Origin of the sequence: Pseudomonas sp. BJa5, assembly GCF_030272875.2 — a bacterium.
Lineage (GTDB): Bacteria > Pseudomonadota > Gammaproteobacteria > Pseudomonadales > Pseudomonadaceae > Aquipseudomonas.
The window spans coordinates 83351-102136 of the sequence record NZ_JALRNG020000015.1 but is presented as its reverse complement, the minus strand read 5'-3'; the positions used below and the strand labels follow the sequence as shown (position 1 = coordinate 102136).

21 protein-coding genes are annotated in these 18786 nt (G+C 63.1%); 11 read left to right on the top strand and 10 right to left on the bottom strand.

The genetic code is table 11. The features are described from left to right. Positions 1-217: 217 nt before the first annotated feature. From tpx to M2D63_RS11265, 5 genes are all read right to left on the bottom strand, one after another. Positions 218-718 (bottom strand): thiol peroxidase, encoded by a 501-nt coding sequence (gene tpx, locus M2D63_RS11285; protein ID WP_285862990.1) that lies wholly within the window; start codon positions 716-718, stop codon positions 218-220. A 163-nt stretch (positions 719-881) separates the two neighbouring features. After that, a complete protein-coding gene (locus M2D63_RS11280) occupies positions 882-2159 on the bottom strand; it encodes an HAAAP family serine/threonine permease (RefSeq protein ID WP_285862989.1) in 1278 nt (425 codons plus the stop codon). A 229-nt stretch (positions 2160-2388) separates the two neighbouring features. Then, entirely contained in the window at positions 2389-3582 is a 1194-nt protein-coding gene (locus tag M2D63_RS11275) for an amino acid aminotransferase (protein ID WP_285862988.1), read from the bottom strand. Between the two features lie 90 nt (positions 3583-3672). Then, positions 3673-3879, bottom strand: coding sequence for a response regulator transcription factor (locus M2D63_RS11270; protein ID WP_285862987.1), 207 nt, complete (start codon positions 3877-3879; stop codon positions 3673-3675). Continuing rightward, the gene (locus M2D63_RS11265) at positions 3852-4115 is read right to left on the bottom strand and encodes a response regulator transcription factor (RefSeq protein ID WP_285862986.1); all 264 of its coding nucleotides are present in this window, start codon (positions 4113-4115) and stop codon (positions 3852-3854) included. The genes M2D63_RS11270 and M2D63_RS11265 overlap by 28 nt, the downstream gene beginning before the upstream one ends. A gap of 256 nt (positions 4116-4371) precedes the next feature. Here M2D63_RS11265 and M2D63_RS11260 point away from each other — a divergent pair, with 256 nt between their 5' ends. Further along, the gene (locus M2D63_RS11260) at positions 4372-5433 is read left to right on the top strand and encodes a hypothetical protein (protein WP_285862985.1); all 1062 of its coding nucleotides are present in this window, start codon (positions 4372-4374) and stop codon (positions 5431-5433) included. Continuing rightward, entirely contained in the window at positions 5430-5981 is a 552-nt protein-coding gene (locus M2D63_RS11255) for a hypothetical protein (RefSeq protein WP_285862984.1), read from the top strand. Before M2D63_RS11260 ends, M2D63_RS11255 begins: the two co-directional genes overlap by 4 nt. Positions 5982-6026: 45 nt before the next feature. Here the strand turns inward: M2D63_RS11255 and M2D63_RS11250 are convergent, their stop codons facing one another. After that, positions 6027-7055, bottom strand: coding sequence for an Ldh family oxidoreductase (locus M2D63_RS11250; protein ID WP_285862983.1), 1029 nt, complete (start codon positions 7053-7055; stop codon positions 6027-6029). A gap of 151 nt (positions 7056-7206) precedes the next feature. On the opposite strand from M2D63_RS11250, the gene M2D63_RS11245 reads away from it, so the two are divergent. The 6 genes from M2D63_RS11245 to M2D63_RS11220 all read left to right on the top strand — a co-directional run bounded on the left by M2D63_RS11245 (position 7207) and on the right by M2D63_RS11220 (position 12471). Further along, positions 7207-8076: a MurR/RpiR family transcriptional regulator gene (locus tag M2D63_RS11245; RefSeq protein WP_285862982.1), complete on the top strand. Its 870-nt coding sequence runs from the start codon at positions 7207-7209 to the stop codon at positions 8074-8076. A gap of 31 nt (positions 8077-8107) precedes the next feature. Continuing rightward, on the top strand, positions 8108-8866 hold the full coding sequence (locus tag M2D63_RS11240) for a transporter substrate-binding domain-containing protein (protein ID WP_285862980.1): 759 nt from the start codon (positions 8108-8110) through the stop codon (positions 8864-8866). A gap of 103 nt (positions 8867-8969) precedes the next feature. Then, positions 8970-9689 (top strand): ABC transporter permease, encoded by a 720-nt coding sequence (locus M2D63_RS11235; protein ID WP_285862978.1) that lies wholly within the window; start codon positions 8970-8972, stop codon positions 9687-9689. Next, positions 9686-10396 (top strand): ABC transporter permease, encoded by a 711-nt coding sequence (locus tag M2D63_RS11230; RefSeq protein ID WP_285862976.1) that lies wholly within the window; start codon positions 9686-9688, stop codon positions 10394-10396. Before M2D63_RS11235 ends, M2D63_RS11230 begins: the two co-directional genes overlap by 4 nt. Before the next feature lie 26 nt (positions 10397-10422). After that, the gene (locus M2D63_RS11225) at positions 10423-11664 is read left to right on the top strand and encodes an FAD-binding oxidoreductase (protein ID WP_285862975.1); all 1242 of its coding nucleotides are present in this window, start codon (positions 10423-10425) and stop codon (positions 11662-11664) included. 18 nt (positions 11665-11682) lie between these two features. After that, the gene (locus M2D63_RS11220; RefSeq protein WP_285862974.1) at positions 11683-12471 is read left to right on the top strand and encodes an amino acid ABC transporter ATP-binding protein; all 789 of its coding nucleotides are present in this window, start codon (positions 11683-11685) and stop codon (positions 12469-12471) included. 61 nt (positions 12472-12532) lie between these two features. On the opposite strand, the gene M2D63_RS11215 is transcribed toward M2D63_RS11220, so the two are convergent. Then, positions 12533-12823 (bottom strand): hypothetical protein, encoded by a 291-nt coding sequence (locus tag M2D63_RS11215; protein WP_285862973.1) that lies wholly within the window; start codon positions 12821-12823, stop codon positions 12533-12535. A gap of 519 nt (positions 12824-13342) precedes the next feature. On the opposite strand from M2D63_RS11215, the gene M2D63_RS11210 reads away from it, so the two are divergent. After that, positions 13343-14158: a gamma-glutamyl-gamma-aminobutyrate hydrolase family protein gene (locus tag M2D63_RS11210; RefSeq protein ID WP_285862972.1), complete on the top strand. Its 816-nt coding sequence runs from the start codon at positions 13343-13345 to the stop codon at positions 14156-14158. Between the two features lie 60 nt (positions 14159-14218). Here M2D63_RS11210 and M2D63_RS11205 read toward each other — a convergent pair whose 3' ends face one another. Beyond that, entirely contained in the window at positions 14219-14905 is a 687-nt protein-coding gene (locus M2D63_RS11205) for an MOSC domain-containing protein (protein ID WP_285862971.1), read from the bottom strand. Between the two features lie 6 nt (positions 14906-14911). Then, complete coding sequence (locus M2D63_RS11200) at positions 14912-15469, bottom strand: MarR family winged helix-turn-helix transcriptional regulator (protein WP_285862970.1); 558 nt, start codon at positions 15467-15469, stop codon at positions 14912-14914. Between the two features lie 125 nt (positions 15470-15594). On the opposite strand from M2D63_RS11200, the gene M2D63_RS11195 reads away from it, so the two are divergent. Further along, positions 15595-16326, top strand: a complete 732-nt coding sequence (locus tag M2D63_RS11195; protein ID WP_285862969.1) for a hypothetical protein — start codon at positions 15595-15597, stop codon at positions 16324-16326. 36 nt (positions 16327-16362) lie between these two features. On the opposite strand, the gene M2D63_RS11190 is transcribed toward M2D63_RS11195, so the two are convergent. Next, the gene (locus M2D63_RS11190; RefSeq protein ID WP_285862968.1) at positions 16363-17088 is read right to left on the bottom strand and encodes a FadR/GntR family transcriptional regulator; all 726 of its coding nucleotides are present in this window, start codon (positions 17086-17088) and stop codon (positions 16363-16365) included. A 318-nt stretch (positions 17089-17406) separates the two neighbouring features. On the opposite strand from M2D63_RS11190, the gene M2D63_RS11185 reads away from it, so the two are divergent. Continuing rightward, positions 17407-18768 carry an MFS transporter gene (locus M2D63_RS11185; protein ID WP_285862967.1) on the top strand — a complete coding sequence of 454 codons (1362 nt, stop codon included), beginning with the start codon at positions 17407-17409 and terminating at the stop codon, positions 18766-18768. Positions 18769-18786 lie beyond the last annotated feature (18 nt).

The window sequence follows — 18786 nt, the reverse complement described above, 5'->3', positions numbered from 1 at the left end:
CGAATAAGAATTCTTTTGAGGAGGCTGAACGATAAGCACTGAACGAGGATAAGCAAAGCGCCTTTACCGGCAATTTACCTTGGGCTTACGTTGCTAAGACAATGAACTATAAATAAAAACGGCCTGGACTAGGGCCAGGCCGTTACAACTGCTAGCAAATTAGCAGCATCGCGGGGCAAGCCCGCTCCTGTGGGAGCGGGCTTGCCCCGCGATCGCTTTACTTCAACACGGCCAGCGCAGCGTCGTAGTTAGGCTCGTCGGCGATTTCGCCCACCAGCTCGCTGTGCAGCACCTTGTCGTTCTCGTCCAGTACCACCACGGCGCGGGCGGTCAGGCCGGCCAGCGGGCCGTCGGCGATGGCAACGCCGTAGTTCTCGATGAACTCACGGCCACGCAGGGTGGACAGGTTCTTGACGTTTTCCAGGCCTTCGGCGCCGCAGAAACGGGACTGGGCGAACGGCAGGTCGGCGGAGATGCACAGCACCACGGTGTTGGCGACGTCGTTGGCCTTCTTGTTGAAGGTGCGGACCGAAGTGGCGCAGGTCGGGGTATCGACGCTTGGGAAGATGTTCAGCACTTTGCGCTTGCCGGCGAAGTCTTTCAGGGTCACGTCAGCCAGGCCGGCGCCGACCAGGGAGAACGCTGGCGCCTGGGCGCCGACTTTCGGCAGATCGCCCTTGACCTGAACCGGGTTGCCTTTGAGAGTCACTTGAGCCATGAGCTGAGTCCTTATGCGGGGGTGAGTTAAGGACCAGAGTTAATCATGAAAGTGCCCGGGCACCTATGGGCGAAATGATAAATTGTTGTATTGCCAGACAACTTTTGTGGACAAAGCGAGTGTCCGGAAGCTGACAATCCAGCTTCCGGAGCGCTTCACAGCATCAGCTCAGCAGCGAATAGACCAGTGCCGAAATGGCCACCAGGCCCACCGCAACCACGAAGACGTTGGACATCTGCCCGCTGTACTTGCGCATCGCCGGCACCTTGCGGATGGCGTACATCGGCATCAGGAACAGGATCGCGGCGATCACCGGGCCACCGAGGGTCTCGATCATGCCCAGGATGCTCGGGTTGAGGGTGGCGACGATCCAGCAGATCACCAGCATGAAGGCCGCGGTCATGCGGTCCAGTGCTTTGGCGCCCGGGCGCTTGCCGCTCTTGACGATCAGGCCCTTGAGGCCTTCGCTGGCGCCGATGTAGTGGCCCAGGAACGACTTGGCGATGGCCACGAAGGCGATCAGCGGCGCGGCAAAGGCGATGGTCGGGTTGCTGAAGTGGTTGGCCAGGTACGACAGGATCGACAGGTTCTGCGCCTTGGCTTCGGCCAGTTGCGCAGGCGTCAGGGTCAGTACGCAGCTGAACACGAAGAACATCACCATGGCCACCATCAACAGGTGGGCGCGGCCCAGGATCTGCCCGCTGCGCTCGTCGGCATGGGCACCGTAGCGGCGCTTCTGGTCAACGGCAAAGGCCGAGATGATCGGCGAATGGTTGAAGGAGAAGACCATTACCGGAATCGCCAGCCACAGGGTGTGCAGGAAGGCTGAACCCGATGGCAACTCGTTGGCGGTGGTGAGGATGCCGCCGTTCCAGTGTGGAATCAGGAACACCGCCAGGAACGCCAGGGCGACGATGAACGGGTACACCAGCAGGCTCATGACCTTGACCGTGGCCTGCTCGCCGCAGCGCACGATGGCCAAAAGGCCGAGGATCAGCACGAAGGACAGCACCGCGCGCGGTGGCGGCTCGATGTGCAGCTGATGCTCCATGAAGCTGCCGACCGTGTTGGTCAGGGCCACGCTGTAGATCAGCAGGATCGGGAAGATGGCGAAGAAGTACAGCAGGGTGATCAGGGCACCGGCCTTGATGCCGAAGTGCTCTTCGACCACTTCGGTGATATCGGCGCCGTCACGACCGGAGAGCACGAAGCGGGTCAGGCCACGGTGCGCGTAATAGGTCATGGGGAAGGCCAGCAGTGCCAGAATCAGCAAAGGCCAGAAACCACCGAGCCCGGCGTTGATCGGCAGGAACAGGGTTCCGGCGCCGATGGCCGTGCCAAACAGGCCCAGCATCCAGGTGGTGTCGTGACGGGACCAGCTGCCGAGGGCGGCTGGGGTCGATTCAAAGCGTTGTTCAACGCTCGGGGCCTGCTCATTCATCCGGGTGCAACTCCACTCGCAAGACTGCAACAGCGCTGAGAGTGGCGAAACAGACGCTTCACGCACCCCAGCCATAAAAGAGGGGCGCGATTGTGCGCTCAAAGGTTGCACTTGAGAAGCCCCCTTCCGAGGAGCGGTTGCACCTTTACCAAAAAACAGCGCGGGGCAAGCCCGCTCCCACACCTGTTGCGTGGGAGCGGGCTTGCCCCGCGATCAGCGTCTACACCGATTACTGAACCGCAGCAATCGCCTCGGCCACCTGCTGCAGGTTGTCCGGACGCAGGCCCGACATGCACACCCGGCCGCTGTCGATCAGGTACACACCGAACTCGTCACGCAGGCGACGCACCTGGGCAACGCTCAGGCCCGTGTAGCTGAACATGCCGCGCTGTTCCAGGAAGAACTGGAAGTCCTGGCCCGGCAGCAGCACTGCCAGGGCGTCGACCAGCCCCTGGCGCATGTCCAGGATGCGCAGGCGCATCTGCTCGACTTCCGCCGCCCACTGGGCATTGAGTTCGGCATCGCCGAGCACCGCGGCCACCAGCTGGGCGCCGAAGCTGGGCGGGCTGGAGTAGTTGCGACGCACGGTGGCCTTGAGCTGGCCGAGCACGCTTTGCGCGGTGTCGGCATCGTCACAGACCACCGACAGGCCCCCTACCCGCTCACCGTACAGCGAGAAGATCTTCGAGAACGAGTTGCTGACCAGGCACGGCACGCCGGCGCGGGCCACTTCGCGGATGGCATAGGCGTCTTCGGCCAGGCCCTCGCCGAAGCCCTGGTAGGCGATGTCGAGGAACGGAATCAGCTCGCGCGCCTTGACCACCTCGATCACCTGTTGCCACTGGTTCTGGCTCAGGTCGACGCCGGTGGGGTTGTGGCAGCACGGGTGCAGCAGCACGATGCTGTTGGCCGGCAGGGTCTTGAGAGTGGCGAGCATGCCGTCGAAATCCAGGCCACGGCTGCCCTGGTCGAAGTACGGGTAGGTGTTGACCTTGAACCCTGCGCCTTCGAAGATCGCCCGGTGGTTGTCCCAGGTCGGGTTGCTCACCCAGACCTGCGACTCGGGGAAGTAGCGCTTGAGGAAGTCGGCACCGACCTTCAGCGCGCCGGAGCCACCGACAGTTTGCACGGTGGCCACGCGGCCGCCCTGCACAGCCGGGTGATCAGCACCGAACAGCAGCGCCTGGATCGCCTGGCGATAGCTGTGCAGGCCTTCCATCGGCAGGTACAGCGAGGCTTCATGAGGCTGTCCGGCCATGCGCTTCTCGGCTTCGCCAACGGCAGCCAGCTGTGGTACCACGCCTGCGGCATCGTAATACAGGCCGATACTCAGGTTGACCTTGTTGGCCCGTGGGTCGGCCTTGAAGGTCTCCATCAGGGAGAGGATCGGGTCGCCGGCATAGGCATCGACATGTTTGAACACAGCGTGCAGCTCCTTGGTTCTGGGCAATTCGAAAAGGACTGTGGCGAGAATACCTGTAGCGGCGCCGAAGGAACATGTCTGCGGGTGCAACTAATCAATGCATTCATGCACGCCTGTCGCCTGGTCGGGCCAGGGCAGCCAGCCTTCACGGTAGGCAAGGTACAGCAGCGCACAGACATTGGCCGTGGCCGTCTTGTCGAGCATGTTGCGTCGATGCGTGCGGGCGGTCTGGTCGCTGATCCCCAGCGCACGGGCCACCTGCTTGTCGCTCAGCCCCCGGGACAGGCAGCCAAGCACCTGCTGCTCGCGTGTCGACAACGGTGTCGCCGACGATTGCCGGGCTGGATCGCGCCCAGGCACAGGTAGATCGCCACCAGCGCGCTGGCGCGGCCGAGCTTGAGCTTGTCGAGCAGGTTCTCGCGGTGCTTGCGTGCAGTGGAAAAGGCGATGGACAGCTGCAGGGCCACTTCCCGGTCCGTCAATCCCTGTGCAATCAACGAAAGCACCACGGTTTCCCGCTCACTCAATCGCATGTTCGCTCCCTGAACCGTTCGCAACTGCGCCGAGGCTTGCCCGCACCTGAAGAGCAAGCCTAGGACCTGCCCTACCCCTGTCAAGTCGGGCCAAAAGCCCCTTTTGCATACCGCATTTGCCGAATGTTCTCAGCCCCCCATACAGATGGACGATTCAGTTGCCGACGTTATTCAACCCGGTGGTCGGCGGCAGGGAATGTCGCTGCGAGTCGCTGTTCGGCCCACTCGAACACTCAACGGAAAAGGAATGCGCATCATGAACTGGAACCGCTCGTTTACTGATCTGATCCGCAATGGCCGTGCCGCGTACTGGGGCAACTGGACCCTCGACCAGAAGCTCAAGGTCGGCTGTGTCGGCTTTGTTTCTCCCGACAGCGGTGATTTCACGCTGGTGCAGGAACAAGCGCCCGGGCTGACCGTCAGCACCCGAAATGCCCCCAACCAGTGGAAACTATCGTCGAGCAATGTGAAACGCAGCCAGAGCAACGTTGCCTTGGACGGATCGGCGACCGACCCGGAAACCGGCACCAAGATCACCGCGGGCACCGAGGTGAAATGGGACTTTGCCTCCACCGGCTCGATCGCCTCGGAGTTCGGTATTGCCTCAGAGGACTACCTGGGCGACCTCACGGTGTTGACCCAACCCCAGACCCTGCAATGGCTCAAAGACCAAGCCAGCCGGGTCAGCATGGCGTCCAGCGCAGGTATCGCCCAGGGCTTCGGTGTGGTCACCAGCGTGATCTACGCCACCAGCGGCCTGAACGTCGGCTCGCAGGACAACAGCTCGTCGTTCTCCATCACCGGCTCCGTGGGTGGCGTGCAAGACCTGCTGGCCAGTGCCGACGCCAAGGGCTCCTACGTTTCGACCAATCAGACCAAGAGCGTCGACCAGCACTTGTGGCCCGACAAGGCCGGCACACTGGCCACCCAGTCGATCCCGATCGCCTACACCTTCGCGTCATTCGACGGCGAGCTGCTGATCCCCAACTGGATCAATCGCCTGGGCGGGCTGGAGATTCTGTTCAACAACAAACCCGGTTGCACCTACATCACCGCCATCACCCTGGACTACGACACGCCGTCAGGCAAGCAGCACCAGTCGTTCAGCTTGAGTGGCGGCCTGTCGAAAACCGTGGGGAACATTCCGCTCAACGCCACCAACATCGCTGTCCAGGTGACGTTCAAAGGGATGGTGAACAGCGACAACTACAGCTTCAGCTGGCCCAGCCCGCTGGGCCAGTGGCTGACCGGAAGCCGGGAAATCCAGATGACGGGCGTATGGCCGGGCAAGACCTCGGCCAAAGATCTCGAACATTGACCAGCGCCCGCTCAATCAACCTGCACAGGGCAGCCCGCAAGGGCTGCCGCGAGGACACCATCATGTGTAATTGCACATCCGACTTCCTGGTCAAGCACGTGCGCATTCTTGGCCAGCGCCAACCTGACGATCTGTACAACCAACTGATTCAACGCGATCTCGAGGTGCCTGTGGAAGCGATGCTCATCCTTAACCAGAAGATCGACAACACCCGTGAAGCGGTGACACACCGGGCGGGTATCACCCTCCAGGCGAGGGTCGAAGAGTTCGGTCACCAGTATCCCAATACCGTGATGTTCATGGACCTGGCGACGCTGCAACAGCTCTGCACATCGCTCAACCCGTTGCAACGTAGCAAGCGTGACTTCGACTGCAGGGTGCGCATTCCCTGGATCGTGACCTGGACGGGCACCAACACTTACGAGGTGGTGCAGAATGCAGCGGGCTTTGGCGCCTCTACCGACGCCGAGGGCCTCTGCAATCATTACCGCCTACCGCTGAAGGATGGACACAGCAACACCAGCAACTGGAAAGCCACAGGCCTGTAGGAACAGACCCCATCGCCAGCCAGGCTGGCGATGGGGTCTGGGCACTCAGGCCTGCGCCATGGACTGCAACTGCGCCAGCTCTTCCACCGTCAGGCTCACCCCGTCACGCGCCGAGGCTTCACGCTCACGGTAGCGCCGCTCACCGGGCATGCGGGTCAAGCCCACCGCCTGCATCTGCTTGACCAGCTCATGGCTGCGCTCGGCGAAGCGATTGCCTTCAGCCTTGCTCGGGTCGATGACGATAATCAGTTGCCCGGTCCATGGGGTTTTCGCCCCCGGGTGCTGCGTCCAGTCGAACTCCCAGGAGAAATTCCCTCCGGTCAGCGCCGCCGCCAGCAGCTCGACCATCATCGACAGCGCCGAGCCCTTGTGCCCGCCGAACGGCAGCAGCGCCCCGCCGTCGAGGATCTTGCCCGGCTCACGGGTCGGCTGGCCGTCGCTGTCCACGCCCATGCCTTCGGGCAGCAGTTCACCCTTGCGTGCGGCAATCTGCACATCACCGTGGGCAATGGCGCTGGTGGCCATGTCGAAGACAATCGGATCGCAGCCGGCACAAGGTGCGGCAAAGGCGATCGGGTTGGTGCCGAACAGCGGCTTGCGCGCGCCATGGGGCACCACGCAGGTCATGCTGTTGACCACGCTCAGGGCCACCAGGCCTTCGTCGGCAAACGGCTCGACATCCGGCCAGAGTGCTGCGAAATGGTGCGAATTATGGATCGCCAGCACGGCGATGCCGGCACTGCGCGCCTTCTCCACCAGCAGCTCGCGGGCGGCAGCCAGCGCAGGCTGGGCGAAGCCGCCCCGGGCATCGACGCTGACATAACCACTGGCGACATCGCTGACCACAGGCACAGCCTGGCCATCGACCCAGCCACTGGCCAGGGTCGAGACATAACCGGGGATACGGAACACCCCGTGGCTGTGCGCGCCATCACGCTGGGCACTGGCACAGTTGAAGGCAAGGCTGGCGGCCACCGCGTCGCTGCAGCCGTGACGAACGAAGATGCGGTGCAGCAAGGCCTGCAAATCGGCAAAGGCAATCTGTGTGACGGCGGTGTCGGGACGTGCGGACATCTGAAGCTCCCTTATTGGATTTGGTATGGGCTTACAGCGCAGGGCAAGGCCTGGAACTCTCGCGCAGTGACAGCAAACTGTCAAATATTGACTTGATGACAGAAAACATTCATTTTCTGTTTCCAAGTGCAACCGCCTTCGAGAATCGCCCGTGAGCCAACCGATCAAGCAACGCCTGGAAAACAGCCTGCACAACGCGGCGGCTTCGGGTCGCAAGATCGCCAGCTACATGCTCGCCAACCTCACCGACCTGCCCTTCGAAACCTCGGCCAGCCTCGCGGCCAAGATCGGCGTCAGCGAGTCGAGCGTCGGGCGTTTCTGCCGTGCGTTGGGCTACGAGCACCTCAAGGCGCTCAAGCACGATCTCAAGGACGACCTGGGCGATGGCCCCTGGCTGGTCGGTGATCGTTTGCAAGAATTCCGCCAACAGCAGGGCAAGGATGCCGCCGGCATCGCCCGCAGCCTCGAACAGGAAGTCGCGGCACTGGTGCGGGTCTACGAATACAGCCGTACCCCGGCCTGGGAAACGGTCAGCCAGCGCCTGGCGCAACGGCGCCGGGTATTCGTCGCAGGCTTTCAGACCGAGCGCGGCATCGCCCAGTGCATGGCCCACCTGCTGCAGTACCTGCGCGACGGCGTGCAGGTGGTCGATGGCAGTGCCGGGCACTTCGGCGAAGTGTTGCTGGCCGAGCCTGGCGAGTGCGCCCTGGTGGTGTTCGAGGCACGCCGTTACTCGCGCCACGCCCTGACCCTGTGTCGCAAGGCACGGGAAGCGGGCATCCCGGTAACACTGGTTACCGACACCTTCTGTGACTGGGCCGATGCCAACGCCGATGAGGTGTTTCGCATCCCCACCGAATTCAATCTGTTCTGGGAGTCGACCGCGACGATGCTGTCGTGGGCGCACCTGATGGTCAACGAGGTCTGCAAGAAGCTTGGACCGGATGTTGAAAAACGCTTGGAAGCAACTGCCGCTCTACACAATGAATTCGTTGGCTACACGTCAGCGAGCAAACAATAGCAAGAGTGCAAATAACAGATCGAGGTGTTACATGAAACCCGTTATCCGCTTTGCAGGCGCGTGCGCCCTGCTGCTCGCCAGCGCAACCATGGCCCAGGCCGAAACCCTGAGGTTCGCCACCGAAGGCGCCTACCCACCGTTCAACTATGTGGACTCGGATAACCAGCTGCACGGCTTCGATATCGATATCACCAAGGCCCTGTGCGAGCAGATGAAGGTCGAATGCACCCTGGTGGCCCAGGACTGGGAAGGCATCATCCCGGCGCTGATGGCCAAGAAGTACGACGCGGTGGTGGCGTCGATGATCGACACCGAGGAGCGACGCAAGAAGATCGCCTTCACCAACCACTACTACAAGACCCCGCTGTCGGTCGCCGTGGCCAAGGACAGCGAGATCAACGACGCGCAGACCAGCTTCAAGGGCTACACGGTCGGTGCGCAGTCCTCCTCGACCCAGGCGATCTATGCCGAAGACGTGTACGGCAAGGCCGGTGCCGACGTCAAACTCTACCCGACCCTCGATGAAGCCAACGCCGACCTTGCCGCCGGGCGCCTGGACGGCGTGATCGCCGACAAGTTCCCGCTGCACGAGTGGCTGGGCAAGGCCGGCAAGGACTGCTGCAAGATCCTCGGCGACGTCAACGGCACCAAGGCCGATGCCGCCATTGCCGTGCGCAAGGAAGATGAAGCCCTGCGCGAGCGCCTGAACAAGGCCCTGGACGAAATCGTCGCCAACGGCACCTACCAGAAGATCGCCAGTCGTTACTTCGACTTCGATATCTATCAGTGACCGATCGCGGGGCAAGCCCGCTCCCACCCAGTGTGGGAGCGGGCTTGCCCCGCGATAAAGCCCTCCTCAGCACCACACACTCTTTAACCGAGAGGGTTCGCCCATGCTCGAACAACTGTCCCTGTTATCTTTCGCCAGCGGCGGCTGGGGCCAGGCCCTGCTGGCCGGCGCCCTGGTGACCATTTCCCTGGCCCTGGCCTGCCTGCCCATCGGCCTGCCCCTGGGCCTGGGCGTGGCCCTGATGGCCCGTTCGCCCAAGCGCTTTCCGCGCGCCGTGGCCACGGTGTTTTCCACTGTATTCCGCGGCCTGCCCGAACTGCTCACGCTGCTGATCATCTACTACGGCTGCCAGATCGCCGCGCAGAAAATCCTCCTGGCCATGGGCTATGAGGGCGAGGTGATGATCAACACCTTCCTCGCCGCGATGATCGCCTTCAGCCTGGTGTTCGCCGCGTTCTCCAGCGAAATCTGGCTGGGCGCCTTCAAGACCGTCGCCAAGGGCCAGTACGAGGCCTCCCAGGCCCTGGGCCTGAGCAAGGCCACCACCTTTCGCAAGGTGATCTTCCCGCAACTGGTGCGCATCGCCATGCCGGGGCTGTCGAACAACTGGCTGTCGCTGCTCAAGGACACCTCGCTGGTCTCGACCATTTCCCTGGTCGACCTGATGCGCCAGACCAACCTTGCGGTCAGCGTGACCAAGGAGCCGATGTTCTTCTACGGCGTGGCCTGCCTGGGCTACCTGCTGTTCTCGGCGCTGTCGGGCCGGGTCTTCGTATTCATCGAGCAGTATTTCAGCCGTCACCTGCGGAGCGCCCGGACATGAGTTTCGATCAACTGCTGGCCTTCGTTCTCGACCCCGACCTGCTGGAACGCTACGGCCCACGCTTTATCGACGGCCTGCTGGTGACCGCCAAGCTGGTGGCCATTTCCTTCACCCTCGGCGCGCTGCTGGGCATGCTCCTGGCCCTGGCGCGGCTGTCCAACAACCTGCTGCTGCAACGCCTGAGCGCCGGCTACATCTACTTCTTCCGTGGCTCGCCGCTGCTGGCCCAGCTGTTCTTGCTGTACTACGGCCTGGGTTCGCTCAAGGGCTTCTGGCAAGACGTCGGTATGTGGTGGTTCTTCCGCGAAGCCTGGTACTGCACCTTGCTGGCCTTCGTGCTCAACACCGCCGCCTACCAGGCCGAGATCTTCCGCGGCGCCCTGCTGGCCGTGGCCCCCGGCCAGTATGAAGCAGCCAAGGCCCTGAGCCTCAAGCGCTCGACCACCTTCTTCAAGGTGATCCTGCCGCAATCGCTGATCGTCGCCATCGGCCCGCTGGGCAATGAGCTGATCCTGATGATCAAGGCCAGCGCCATTGCCTCGCTGGTGACCATCTACGACCTGATGGGCGTGACCAAGCTGGCCTTCTCGCGCAGCTTCGACTTCCAGATCTACCTGTGGGCCGCCGTGCTCTACCTGCTGATCGTCGAGATCGTACGGCGCAGCCTCAAACACATCGAAGGCCGACTGGGCCGCCACCTGCGCTGATTGCCTGTTTTCTGAGGACCGTTCCAATGCACTGTCAAACCATCGTTCTGGGCGCCGGTATCGTCGGCGTGAGCACGGCGCTGCACCTGCAGGCCCGCGGCCGCAAGGTGATCCTCATCGACCGCGACGAACCGGGCAGCGGCACCAGCCATGGCAACGCCGGGCTGATCGAGCGCTCGAGCGTGATTCCCTATGCCTTCCCCCGGGAGCTGTCGAGCCTGCTGCGCTATGGCCTGAACCGTCAGTCCGACGTGCGCTACAGCCCGCTGCACCTGCCGAAGATCGCCCCCTGGCTGTTCAAGTACTGGCAGAACTCCTCCGCCGCCGGCCTTGCCGTGGCCACCAAGGCCATGCTGCCGCTGGTGCAGCGCTGCGTGGAAGAACACGATGCCCTGATCGAAGACGCGGGCCTGGCAGACCTGGTCAAGGCCCATGGCTGGATCGAGGTTTTTCACAACGACGCCGCATTTCGCAAGGCCCAGGCCGACGCTCATGCCCTGAAGTCGTTCGGCCTGAGCTACGAGATCCTCGATCGCCGGCAGTTGCGCGAACGCGAAACCGACCTCACCGAAAACGTGGTCGGCGGCATCCACTGGCTCGATCCCAAGACCGTCACCAACCCCGGCGGCCTGACCCGTGGCTATGCGGCGCTGTTCGTCAAGCGCGGCGGCCAGTTCATCCATGGCGATGCGCGGACCCTGCGCCAGGTCGGCAGTGACTGGCAGGTGGACAGCCGCCAGGGGCCGATCACTGCGCCGGAGGTGGTGGTCGCCCTCGGCCCGCAGTCGGGTGAGCTGTTCCGGCCGCTGGGCTACACCATTCCCCTGGAAATCAAGCGTGGCTACCACATGCACTACCAGGGCCGCGATGGGGCCGCGCTCAAGCATTCGATCTGTGACGCCCAGGGTGGTTATGTGCTGGCACCCATGGCCCAGGGCATTCGCCTGACCACCGGCATCGAGTTCGCCGCCAGCAGCGACGCCATCAATGAAATCCAGCTGCAGCGCTGCGAAGCCATTGCCCGCACGATCTTCCCCCTGGGCAAGCGCCTCGATCCCAAGCCCTGGCTGGGCCGCCGCCCCTGCCTGCCGGACATGCGCCCGGTGATCGGCCCGGCGCCGCGCCACAAGGGCCTGTGGTTCAACTTCGGTCATGCCCACCACGGCCTGACCCTGGGCCCGGTCAGCGGCCGCCTGCTGGCGGAAATGATGACCGGCGCCGACACCTTTACCGACCCTGCGCCCTACAGCGCGGCACGCTTCAACTGATCGCGGGAGAATAACAATATGACCGCTTCACTGAGCCTTGCAGCCTCCACCCCTACCCCACACACCGACCCGCGGAAGGTCGTGGTGACCATCGAAGGGCTGAACAAGCATTACGGCGCCTTCCATGTGCTGCGCGACATCAACCTGAACGTGCGCGAGGGCGAGCGCATCGTCCTGTGCGGCCCTTCCGGCTCGGGCAAGTCGACCCTGATCCGCTGCATCAACCGCCTGGAAATCGCCGAGCGCGGCACCATCCGCGTCCACGACACGGACCTGGCCCTGACCACCCGCCAGGCCGCCGAGGTCCGCAGTGAAATCGGCATGGTGTTCCAGCACTTCAACCTGTTCCCGCACATGAGCGTGCTGGACAACTGCACCCTGGCGCCCATGACCGTGCGCGGCCTGTCGCGCAAGGAAGCCGAGGAACGTGCGCGTTTCTACCTGAACAAGGTGGGCATCGAAAGCCAGGCCGGCAAATACCCCAGCCAGCTCTCCGGCGGCCAGCAACAGCGGGTAGCGATTGCCCGGGCGCTGTGCATGAAGCCGAAGATCATGCTGTTCGACGAGCCGACCTCGGCGCTCGACCCGGAGATGGTAGCCGAGGTGCTGGACGTGCTGGTGAAACTGGCCGACACCGGCATGACCATGCTCTGCGTCACCCATGAAATGGGCTTCGCCCGCCAGGTGGCCGAGCGCGTGCTGTTCCTCGATGGCGGGCAGATCATCGAGGACGCCAGCCCCGAGGCGTTCTTCAATAATCCGCAGAGTGCGCGGGCGCAGGGGTTCCTCGCGCAGATCCTGCATTGAGGTCAATCGCGGGGCAAGCCCGCTCCCACAGGGTGGGAGCGGGCTTGCCCCGCGATCGGGCTTACTGCGGATGCATCTTCGACTTGATCAACCCCACAATGAAGGTCAGCACCGCACCACCGGCACCACCGCCGACAATGCTGCTGATCAGCGACGGCAGGTCCATGGCCCCGCCCGCCGCGGCAGCACCCGGCTCTCCGGTAATCGCCGCGACGATCTGCCCGAGCACCACCCCGCCGATACCCCCGACGATCGAATTGAGCCCTGTGCCCATCCCTTGCTTGCTCATGCCGACGGCGTTGCCGCCGACCACGCCGGCAATGATCTGAACCACCAGACTGACGATATCCATCACGTTAACCCCATGTAGCGTTGAGAGATGACGACTCGCATCCACCGACTACAAAGGCATGACCACAGGATCAGAGGCGTCTCGATCCGGTCAACGACAGCGGGCTGTTGCCGAGTGACAAAGTATAGGTAGCACGCGGCCAGTGCGCCAAAGCCGGCCTTCGATCGGCACCTGGTAAAAATGCCAGGTTGCAACCCGGCTCCGGGCCCGGCGCGCTCAGGTCCGGCCGGTTTTGCAAGCCCCACGCATCGTTAATTATTATTGACTGGCAAACACCCTGACCTGCGCCAGTTCCTGCCGCGCTCAGCCTGATCATTGCATCCAGGCAATGACAAGCTTCGGCCGCGCAATCTGAAGTCGTTTGACATATTAAACGGCTCTGGCAAGCTTAATACAGGTTTCGACCGGAAACATTGGCCCCAAGCGGCGTTCCGGCAGTGCTCGAAACCTCAGGTAGCGCAGGGTTCCAGTTGCGCGCCTGCACAATAATGACAGGCCGCGCCTGTCCCAAGGTGACATATGCCCAACAGCAACATTGGCAATAAGAAACAAACCCTTCGCAAACCCGTCGTCCTGATGACCATGGGCGCCCAGGAGCGCAAAGGTCACGATTATCAGGTCATGACCCACAAATACATCGTGCCGCTGGTTGAACACGCCGGCTGCGTACCAGTACTGGTACCGACCTGCTGCGGCATCGAAGACCTGGAAACCTACCTGGACATGGCCGATGGCGTGTACCTGACCGGTGCAGGCAGCAACATCGACCCGGCCCTGTACGGCCAGGAAAACCAGACCCCGGGCAAGGGCCAGGACCGCGACCGCGACCTGTTCGACATGCCCCTGGTCAAGGCCGCCATCGCCCGTGGCCTGCCGATCTTCGGCATTTGCCGTGGCATGCAGGAAATCAACGTGGCCCTGGGTGGTGACATCCACCAGAAGGTCTACGCCGAGCCTGGCTTCAACGATCACCGGGAAAACCCCGAGGATCCGGTAGACGTCCAGTACAGCGCCGTTCACGGCGTGCGCCTGGAGCAAGGCAGCTGGCTGCACAAGCTGCTCAAGAGCGACGAGATCCGCGTCAACTCGCTGCACGGCCAGGGCCTGAACACGCTGGGCAAGGGCATCGAGCCACTGGCCTGGGCCGAAGACGGCCTGGTCGAAGCCATCCACGCGCCAAGCCTGTCGCCGTTCCTGTTCGCCGTGCAATGGCACCCGGAGTGGCAAGCAGCGAAGAACCCGGACTCGATCAAAATGTTCGAAGCCTTCGGCGAGGCCTGCCGCAAGCAGGTAGCGAAGGCCCAAGGTGTAAAGACCTTTAGTTCGGCAGCGTAATGGATCGCGGGGCAAGCCCGCTCCTACCGGCGGTGGGAGCGGGCTTGCCCCGCGATGCGTTCAAATACTGGCCGACGGCCCCTGCAACCGGGGCGCCCAATCCTCCACCTCGGCCTTTTCCAACCGACGCTCCAGCGTCCTGCGCCACGACGGCGCCAGCGGCAGCTCCAGGCACTGGCGAATCACCTCGGCATTGACCTGCCTCTCGAACAACACCGACGACAACCGCGCCACCGACCACTGCGGATGCGGACGCGCGATCAGTTCGAAGGCCGCACCTGCCGCCACGACCCCCTCCTCCAGCACCCGGTAATACCAGCCGGTACGACCACTTTGCTGGACCCGCAACGACATATCCTTCACCGCAAAACGATCATTGAGCTTCCAGCACGGCTGGCGCCCCTGGGACACCTCCAGGATGGCCGTGCCGGCACGGAACCGATCACCCAGGCAGACCTCGGCCTCGGTCAGGCCATGGCTGCTGAAGTTCTCGCCAAAGGCCCCGGGCGCCTGCAACAGCGGATGCTCGCCCAGTTCGGCGCGCCACTGCGCATAGTGCTCGCGGGGGTAGTGATGGATTGCCTTGTCCTTGCCGCCATGCACCCGCAGGTCGCCCTGCTCGTCACCGGCCAGGCCCAGTTCAGTCACGGCCAGTTCGCCATTGCGCGGCAGCTTGGCGATGGCACTGCTGGAACCCGGCCGGGTATAGGGCACGGCCTTGCCGGTCAGGATGGTCTCAAGCTTCATTGCCACTCACTCCGTCAGTTCGGCGAGCTGATGCTCGCGGCAAATCAGTTCGCGCTCGGCCGGGGCCAGCGGCTCCTGGGTCAGTTCGCAAAAACCACCCGTGGTGGTCTTGCGGTGAAAGCGGCAGGTCTTGCACAGGCCGAAACCCGGCACATCCTCGTGCTGCTGGATGGTGCGCAACAGCTCGCTCAGCAGCGCCTCCAGGTCCCCGGCGCGCTCACCCATGCGCGTACTGGCCGAAGCCAGGAACGCCGGCGGCATGACTGCGTCGAGCAGTGCACGCGCAGGCGCAGTCAGGCTCAGGTGCACGCTGCGCTTGTCGGCCTGGTCCTGGGTCTTGACGATCAGGCCCTTGGTTTCAAGGGCCTTGAGCGATTGCGACACCGTGCCCTTGGTCAGCCCCAGGTACTCGGTGACCGCCAGGGGCGTATTGGAGTAACGGTTGCAGCGCGACAGGTAGAGCAAGGCGCTGAGCTGGATCGGCTGCAGATCGGCCAGCAGCGGGTGCTGGCGAAACCAGACGCGGGTCAGGCTCGACAGCCTTTCCAACAGGTCGAATAGCACGGCAGGAGGCCTCGATTGATGATCTCGATAGATAGTATCGAATAAAAACCATATTGACAAAGCGCGGCATAGGCTTAGGCTATTTGGTATCGATTCGAAACCATAAACCGCACAGGAGCCACCCCATGAAACGCACCCTCGCCTTCACCCTCGGCCTGCTCGCCACCCAGGCCTGGGCCCACGAAAGCCCTGGCATCAATAGCGCCAAGGGCAATGCCGAAGCCGCCTTCGACCTGGTCCAGACCCGGGTCTTCAAGCAGGGTGACAACCTGGTGTTCGAGCAACTGGTCGACGGTAAGGCCGGCAGCCGCCTGCCCAGCGCCAAAGGTTCGTTTGCCGGCGCCGAGGTGTACAGCTATGTCTGGCCCACCAGCCTGGACAGCAGCAGCGTCGGCTTTGAAGCTCAGGCCGGCATCCTGGCCCTGGCCCTGACCTCGCACCCCGACTTCGACGACACACCCAAACTGGACGAAAACCGCGACGGCAAGAACGACAACGACGGCGGCTTGTGGCACTCGCACTGGGTAGTGCTGAGCAAGGACGCCAGCTGCGGCCCGAGCGGGCTGAAGGTGCGCGATATCCCTGAAGGGGTGAAGCCGAAGCTCCCGGCCACCTGGCCCGGTGCACCGATCTACATCGACTCCCCCGGCTACGACCTGAGCCTGGACAACAATGCCGCACGCATCAGTGTGCCGCTGGCCGCCGTGGGCTTCCCGCAAAGTTTCAACTACGACGGCGTGACGGCGGCACTGAAGGTCAATGCCGACCTGCACAACCCGCTGCTGTGCGTGAGCAGCGTATGGGATATCAGCTCTGGCGACCTGTCACTGCCGGGCACCTGGAAGCTCAAGGAGTAATGCACGAACCGCTGAGCGGATGAGCGCGACAGCTCCTCAGGCACTGCCACCGGTGCAGAAGCGCGCCAGGCTGTTGCTCAGGTGCAGCAGCATGGCGGCGCGCGCCGCATCCGGATCCTGGCGAGCGATGGCGGCCAGGATCGCTTCGTGCTCCAGGTTGGCCAGGTAGCCCAGTTGCGAGAAATCGGTATCGCCGCGCTCGTCGGCATTGACCCGGGTGCGCGGGATCATCGAATTGCCCAGGTGCTGCATGATGTCGGTGTAGTAGCTGTTGCCGGTGGCCTCGGCGATCAACTGGTGAAAACGCTTGTCCTGCTCCACGCAGCAGTCGTTGTTCTTCAGTGACGCCTGGTAGTCATCCAGGGCCTGGCGCATCTGCTGGAGCTGCGCGTCACTGCGGCGCAGCGCGGCCAGGGCGGCGGCCTGCACCTCCAGGCCCAGGCGCAGCTCGAGAATGCCGCGCACGCTGGCGGCCGTATCGACGTTCAGGCGCAAGCCCATCGAGGTCTCGCGGGCCAGCACGAAAGTGCCGATGCCGTGACGGGTTTCCACCAGCCCGGAGGCCTGCAACCTGGACAGCGCCTCGCGCACCACGGTGCGGCTGACGCCATGCTCGCGCACGATGGTGGTTTCCGAGGGCAGTTTCTCTCCCGGCTTGAGTTGCCCCAGCAGGATGCGCTGGCTCAACTGATCGACCAGCTCGTGGGCCAGGCTGCCCGTGCGCCGGCGCGCAACGCCGTTGTCTGAAGTGAGGTTGTCCATGAAGTACCCGAGCAAGGAAGGTTGAGGCCCGTACGAGCTTACCACTGCCTGAGGATCTGGTAGAGATCTCGGCTCAATAACTTGTATGACATCTAACCGACAAGTGGCATCTATCGCGTCCTTGGCACCAGCCAGCAAGCATCGCAGCAATCACAAACCCGCCAGCACAAGCGCATAATCAAAGAAAAAATCCCGCCACGCGATTGCACAGGTGAAAATCCACTTGTACGATGTCTATCAACATGATGCGCATCATGCCCCAGAAAACGCCACCAACAGACAACCCCGCATAACAACAACGAGTGGGAGATTGGCAACGTGACTACTCAACGCCCTGCATCGACGGCAGCCGAGCGCGACCCTACCCTGGCCAGTGCCGTGGCCAAGGTGAAGCGCCACATACTGCCGCTGTTCGTCATCATGTTCATCGTCAACTACATCGACCGGGTCAACATCGGCTTCGTCCGCACCCACCTGGAGCACGACCTGGGCATCGGCGCGGCCGCCTATGGCCTGGGCGCCGGCCTGTTCTTCATCGGCTATGCCCTGTTCGAAGTGCCTTCCAACATGCTTCTGCAAAAGGTCGGCGCACGAATCTGGCTGACCCGGATCATGTTCACCTGGGGCATCGTGGCGACACTGATGGCCTTCATCCAGAACGAAACCCACTTCTACATCCTGCGCTTTTTGCTGGGCATCGCCGAAGCCGGCTTCTTCCCCGGCGTGATCTACTACTTCACCCGCTGGCTGCCAGCCGTTGAACGCGGCAAGGCGATTGCCATCTTCCTCAGTGGCTCGGCGCTGGCTTCACTGATTTCCGGGCCATTGGCCGGGGCGCTGTTGCAGATCGAAGGCATGGGCCTGCACGGCTGGCAGTGGATGTTCCTGATCGAAGGCCTGGCCTCGGTGTTCCTGTGCGTGTTCGTCTGGTTCTGGCTCGATTCCAGGCCCCACGACGCCAAATGGCTGAGCCGCGCCGAACAGGATGCACTGGTCGATACCATCGATGCCGAACAGCGCGAGCGCGATGCCCAGACCACGGTCAAGCCAAGCATTGGCCAACTGCTCAAGGACGGCCAGATCCTGCTGTTCTGCGTGCTGTACTTCTGCATCCAGCTGACCATCTATGCCGCGACCTTCTGGCTGCCCAGCATCATCAAGAAAATGGGCGACATCAGTGACCTGCAGGTGGGCTTCTTCAACTCCATTCCCTGGCTGATCTCGATCCTGGCCATGTACGGCTTCGCGGCGCTGTCCGCGCGCTTTCGTGCCCAACAGGCGTGGGTGGCCACGGCACTGCTGATTGCCGCCGCCGGCATGTTCCTGTCCACCACCGGCGGGCCGATCTTCGCCTTCGTCGCCCTGTGCTTTGCCGCCATCGGCTTCAAGTCCGCCTCCGCGCTGTTCTGGCCGATCCCCCAGGCCTACCTGGATGCCCGCATCGCCGCGGCGGTGATCGCCCTGATCAACTCTATTGGCAACCTCGGTGGCTTCGTCGCCCCGACCACCTTCGGCTTCCTCGAGCAGAGCACCGGCTCCATCCAGGGCGGCCTGTACGGCCTGGCCGGCACCTCGGCGATCGCCGCCGTGCTGGTGTTTTTCGCCCGTACCCGACGGGCAACCCACGAGCAAGCGCTCGAGACGAGCCCGGCACCGACCGCCCTCGGCAAATCCCACTGACTCCCTTGGCCCTACCAG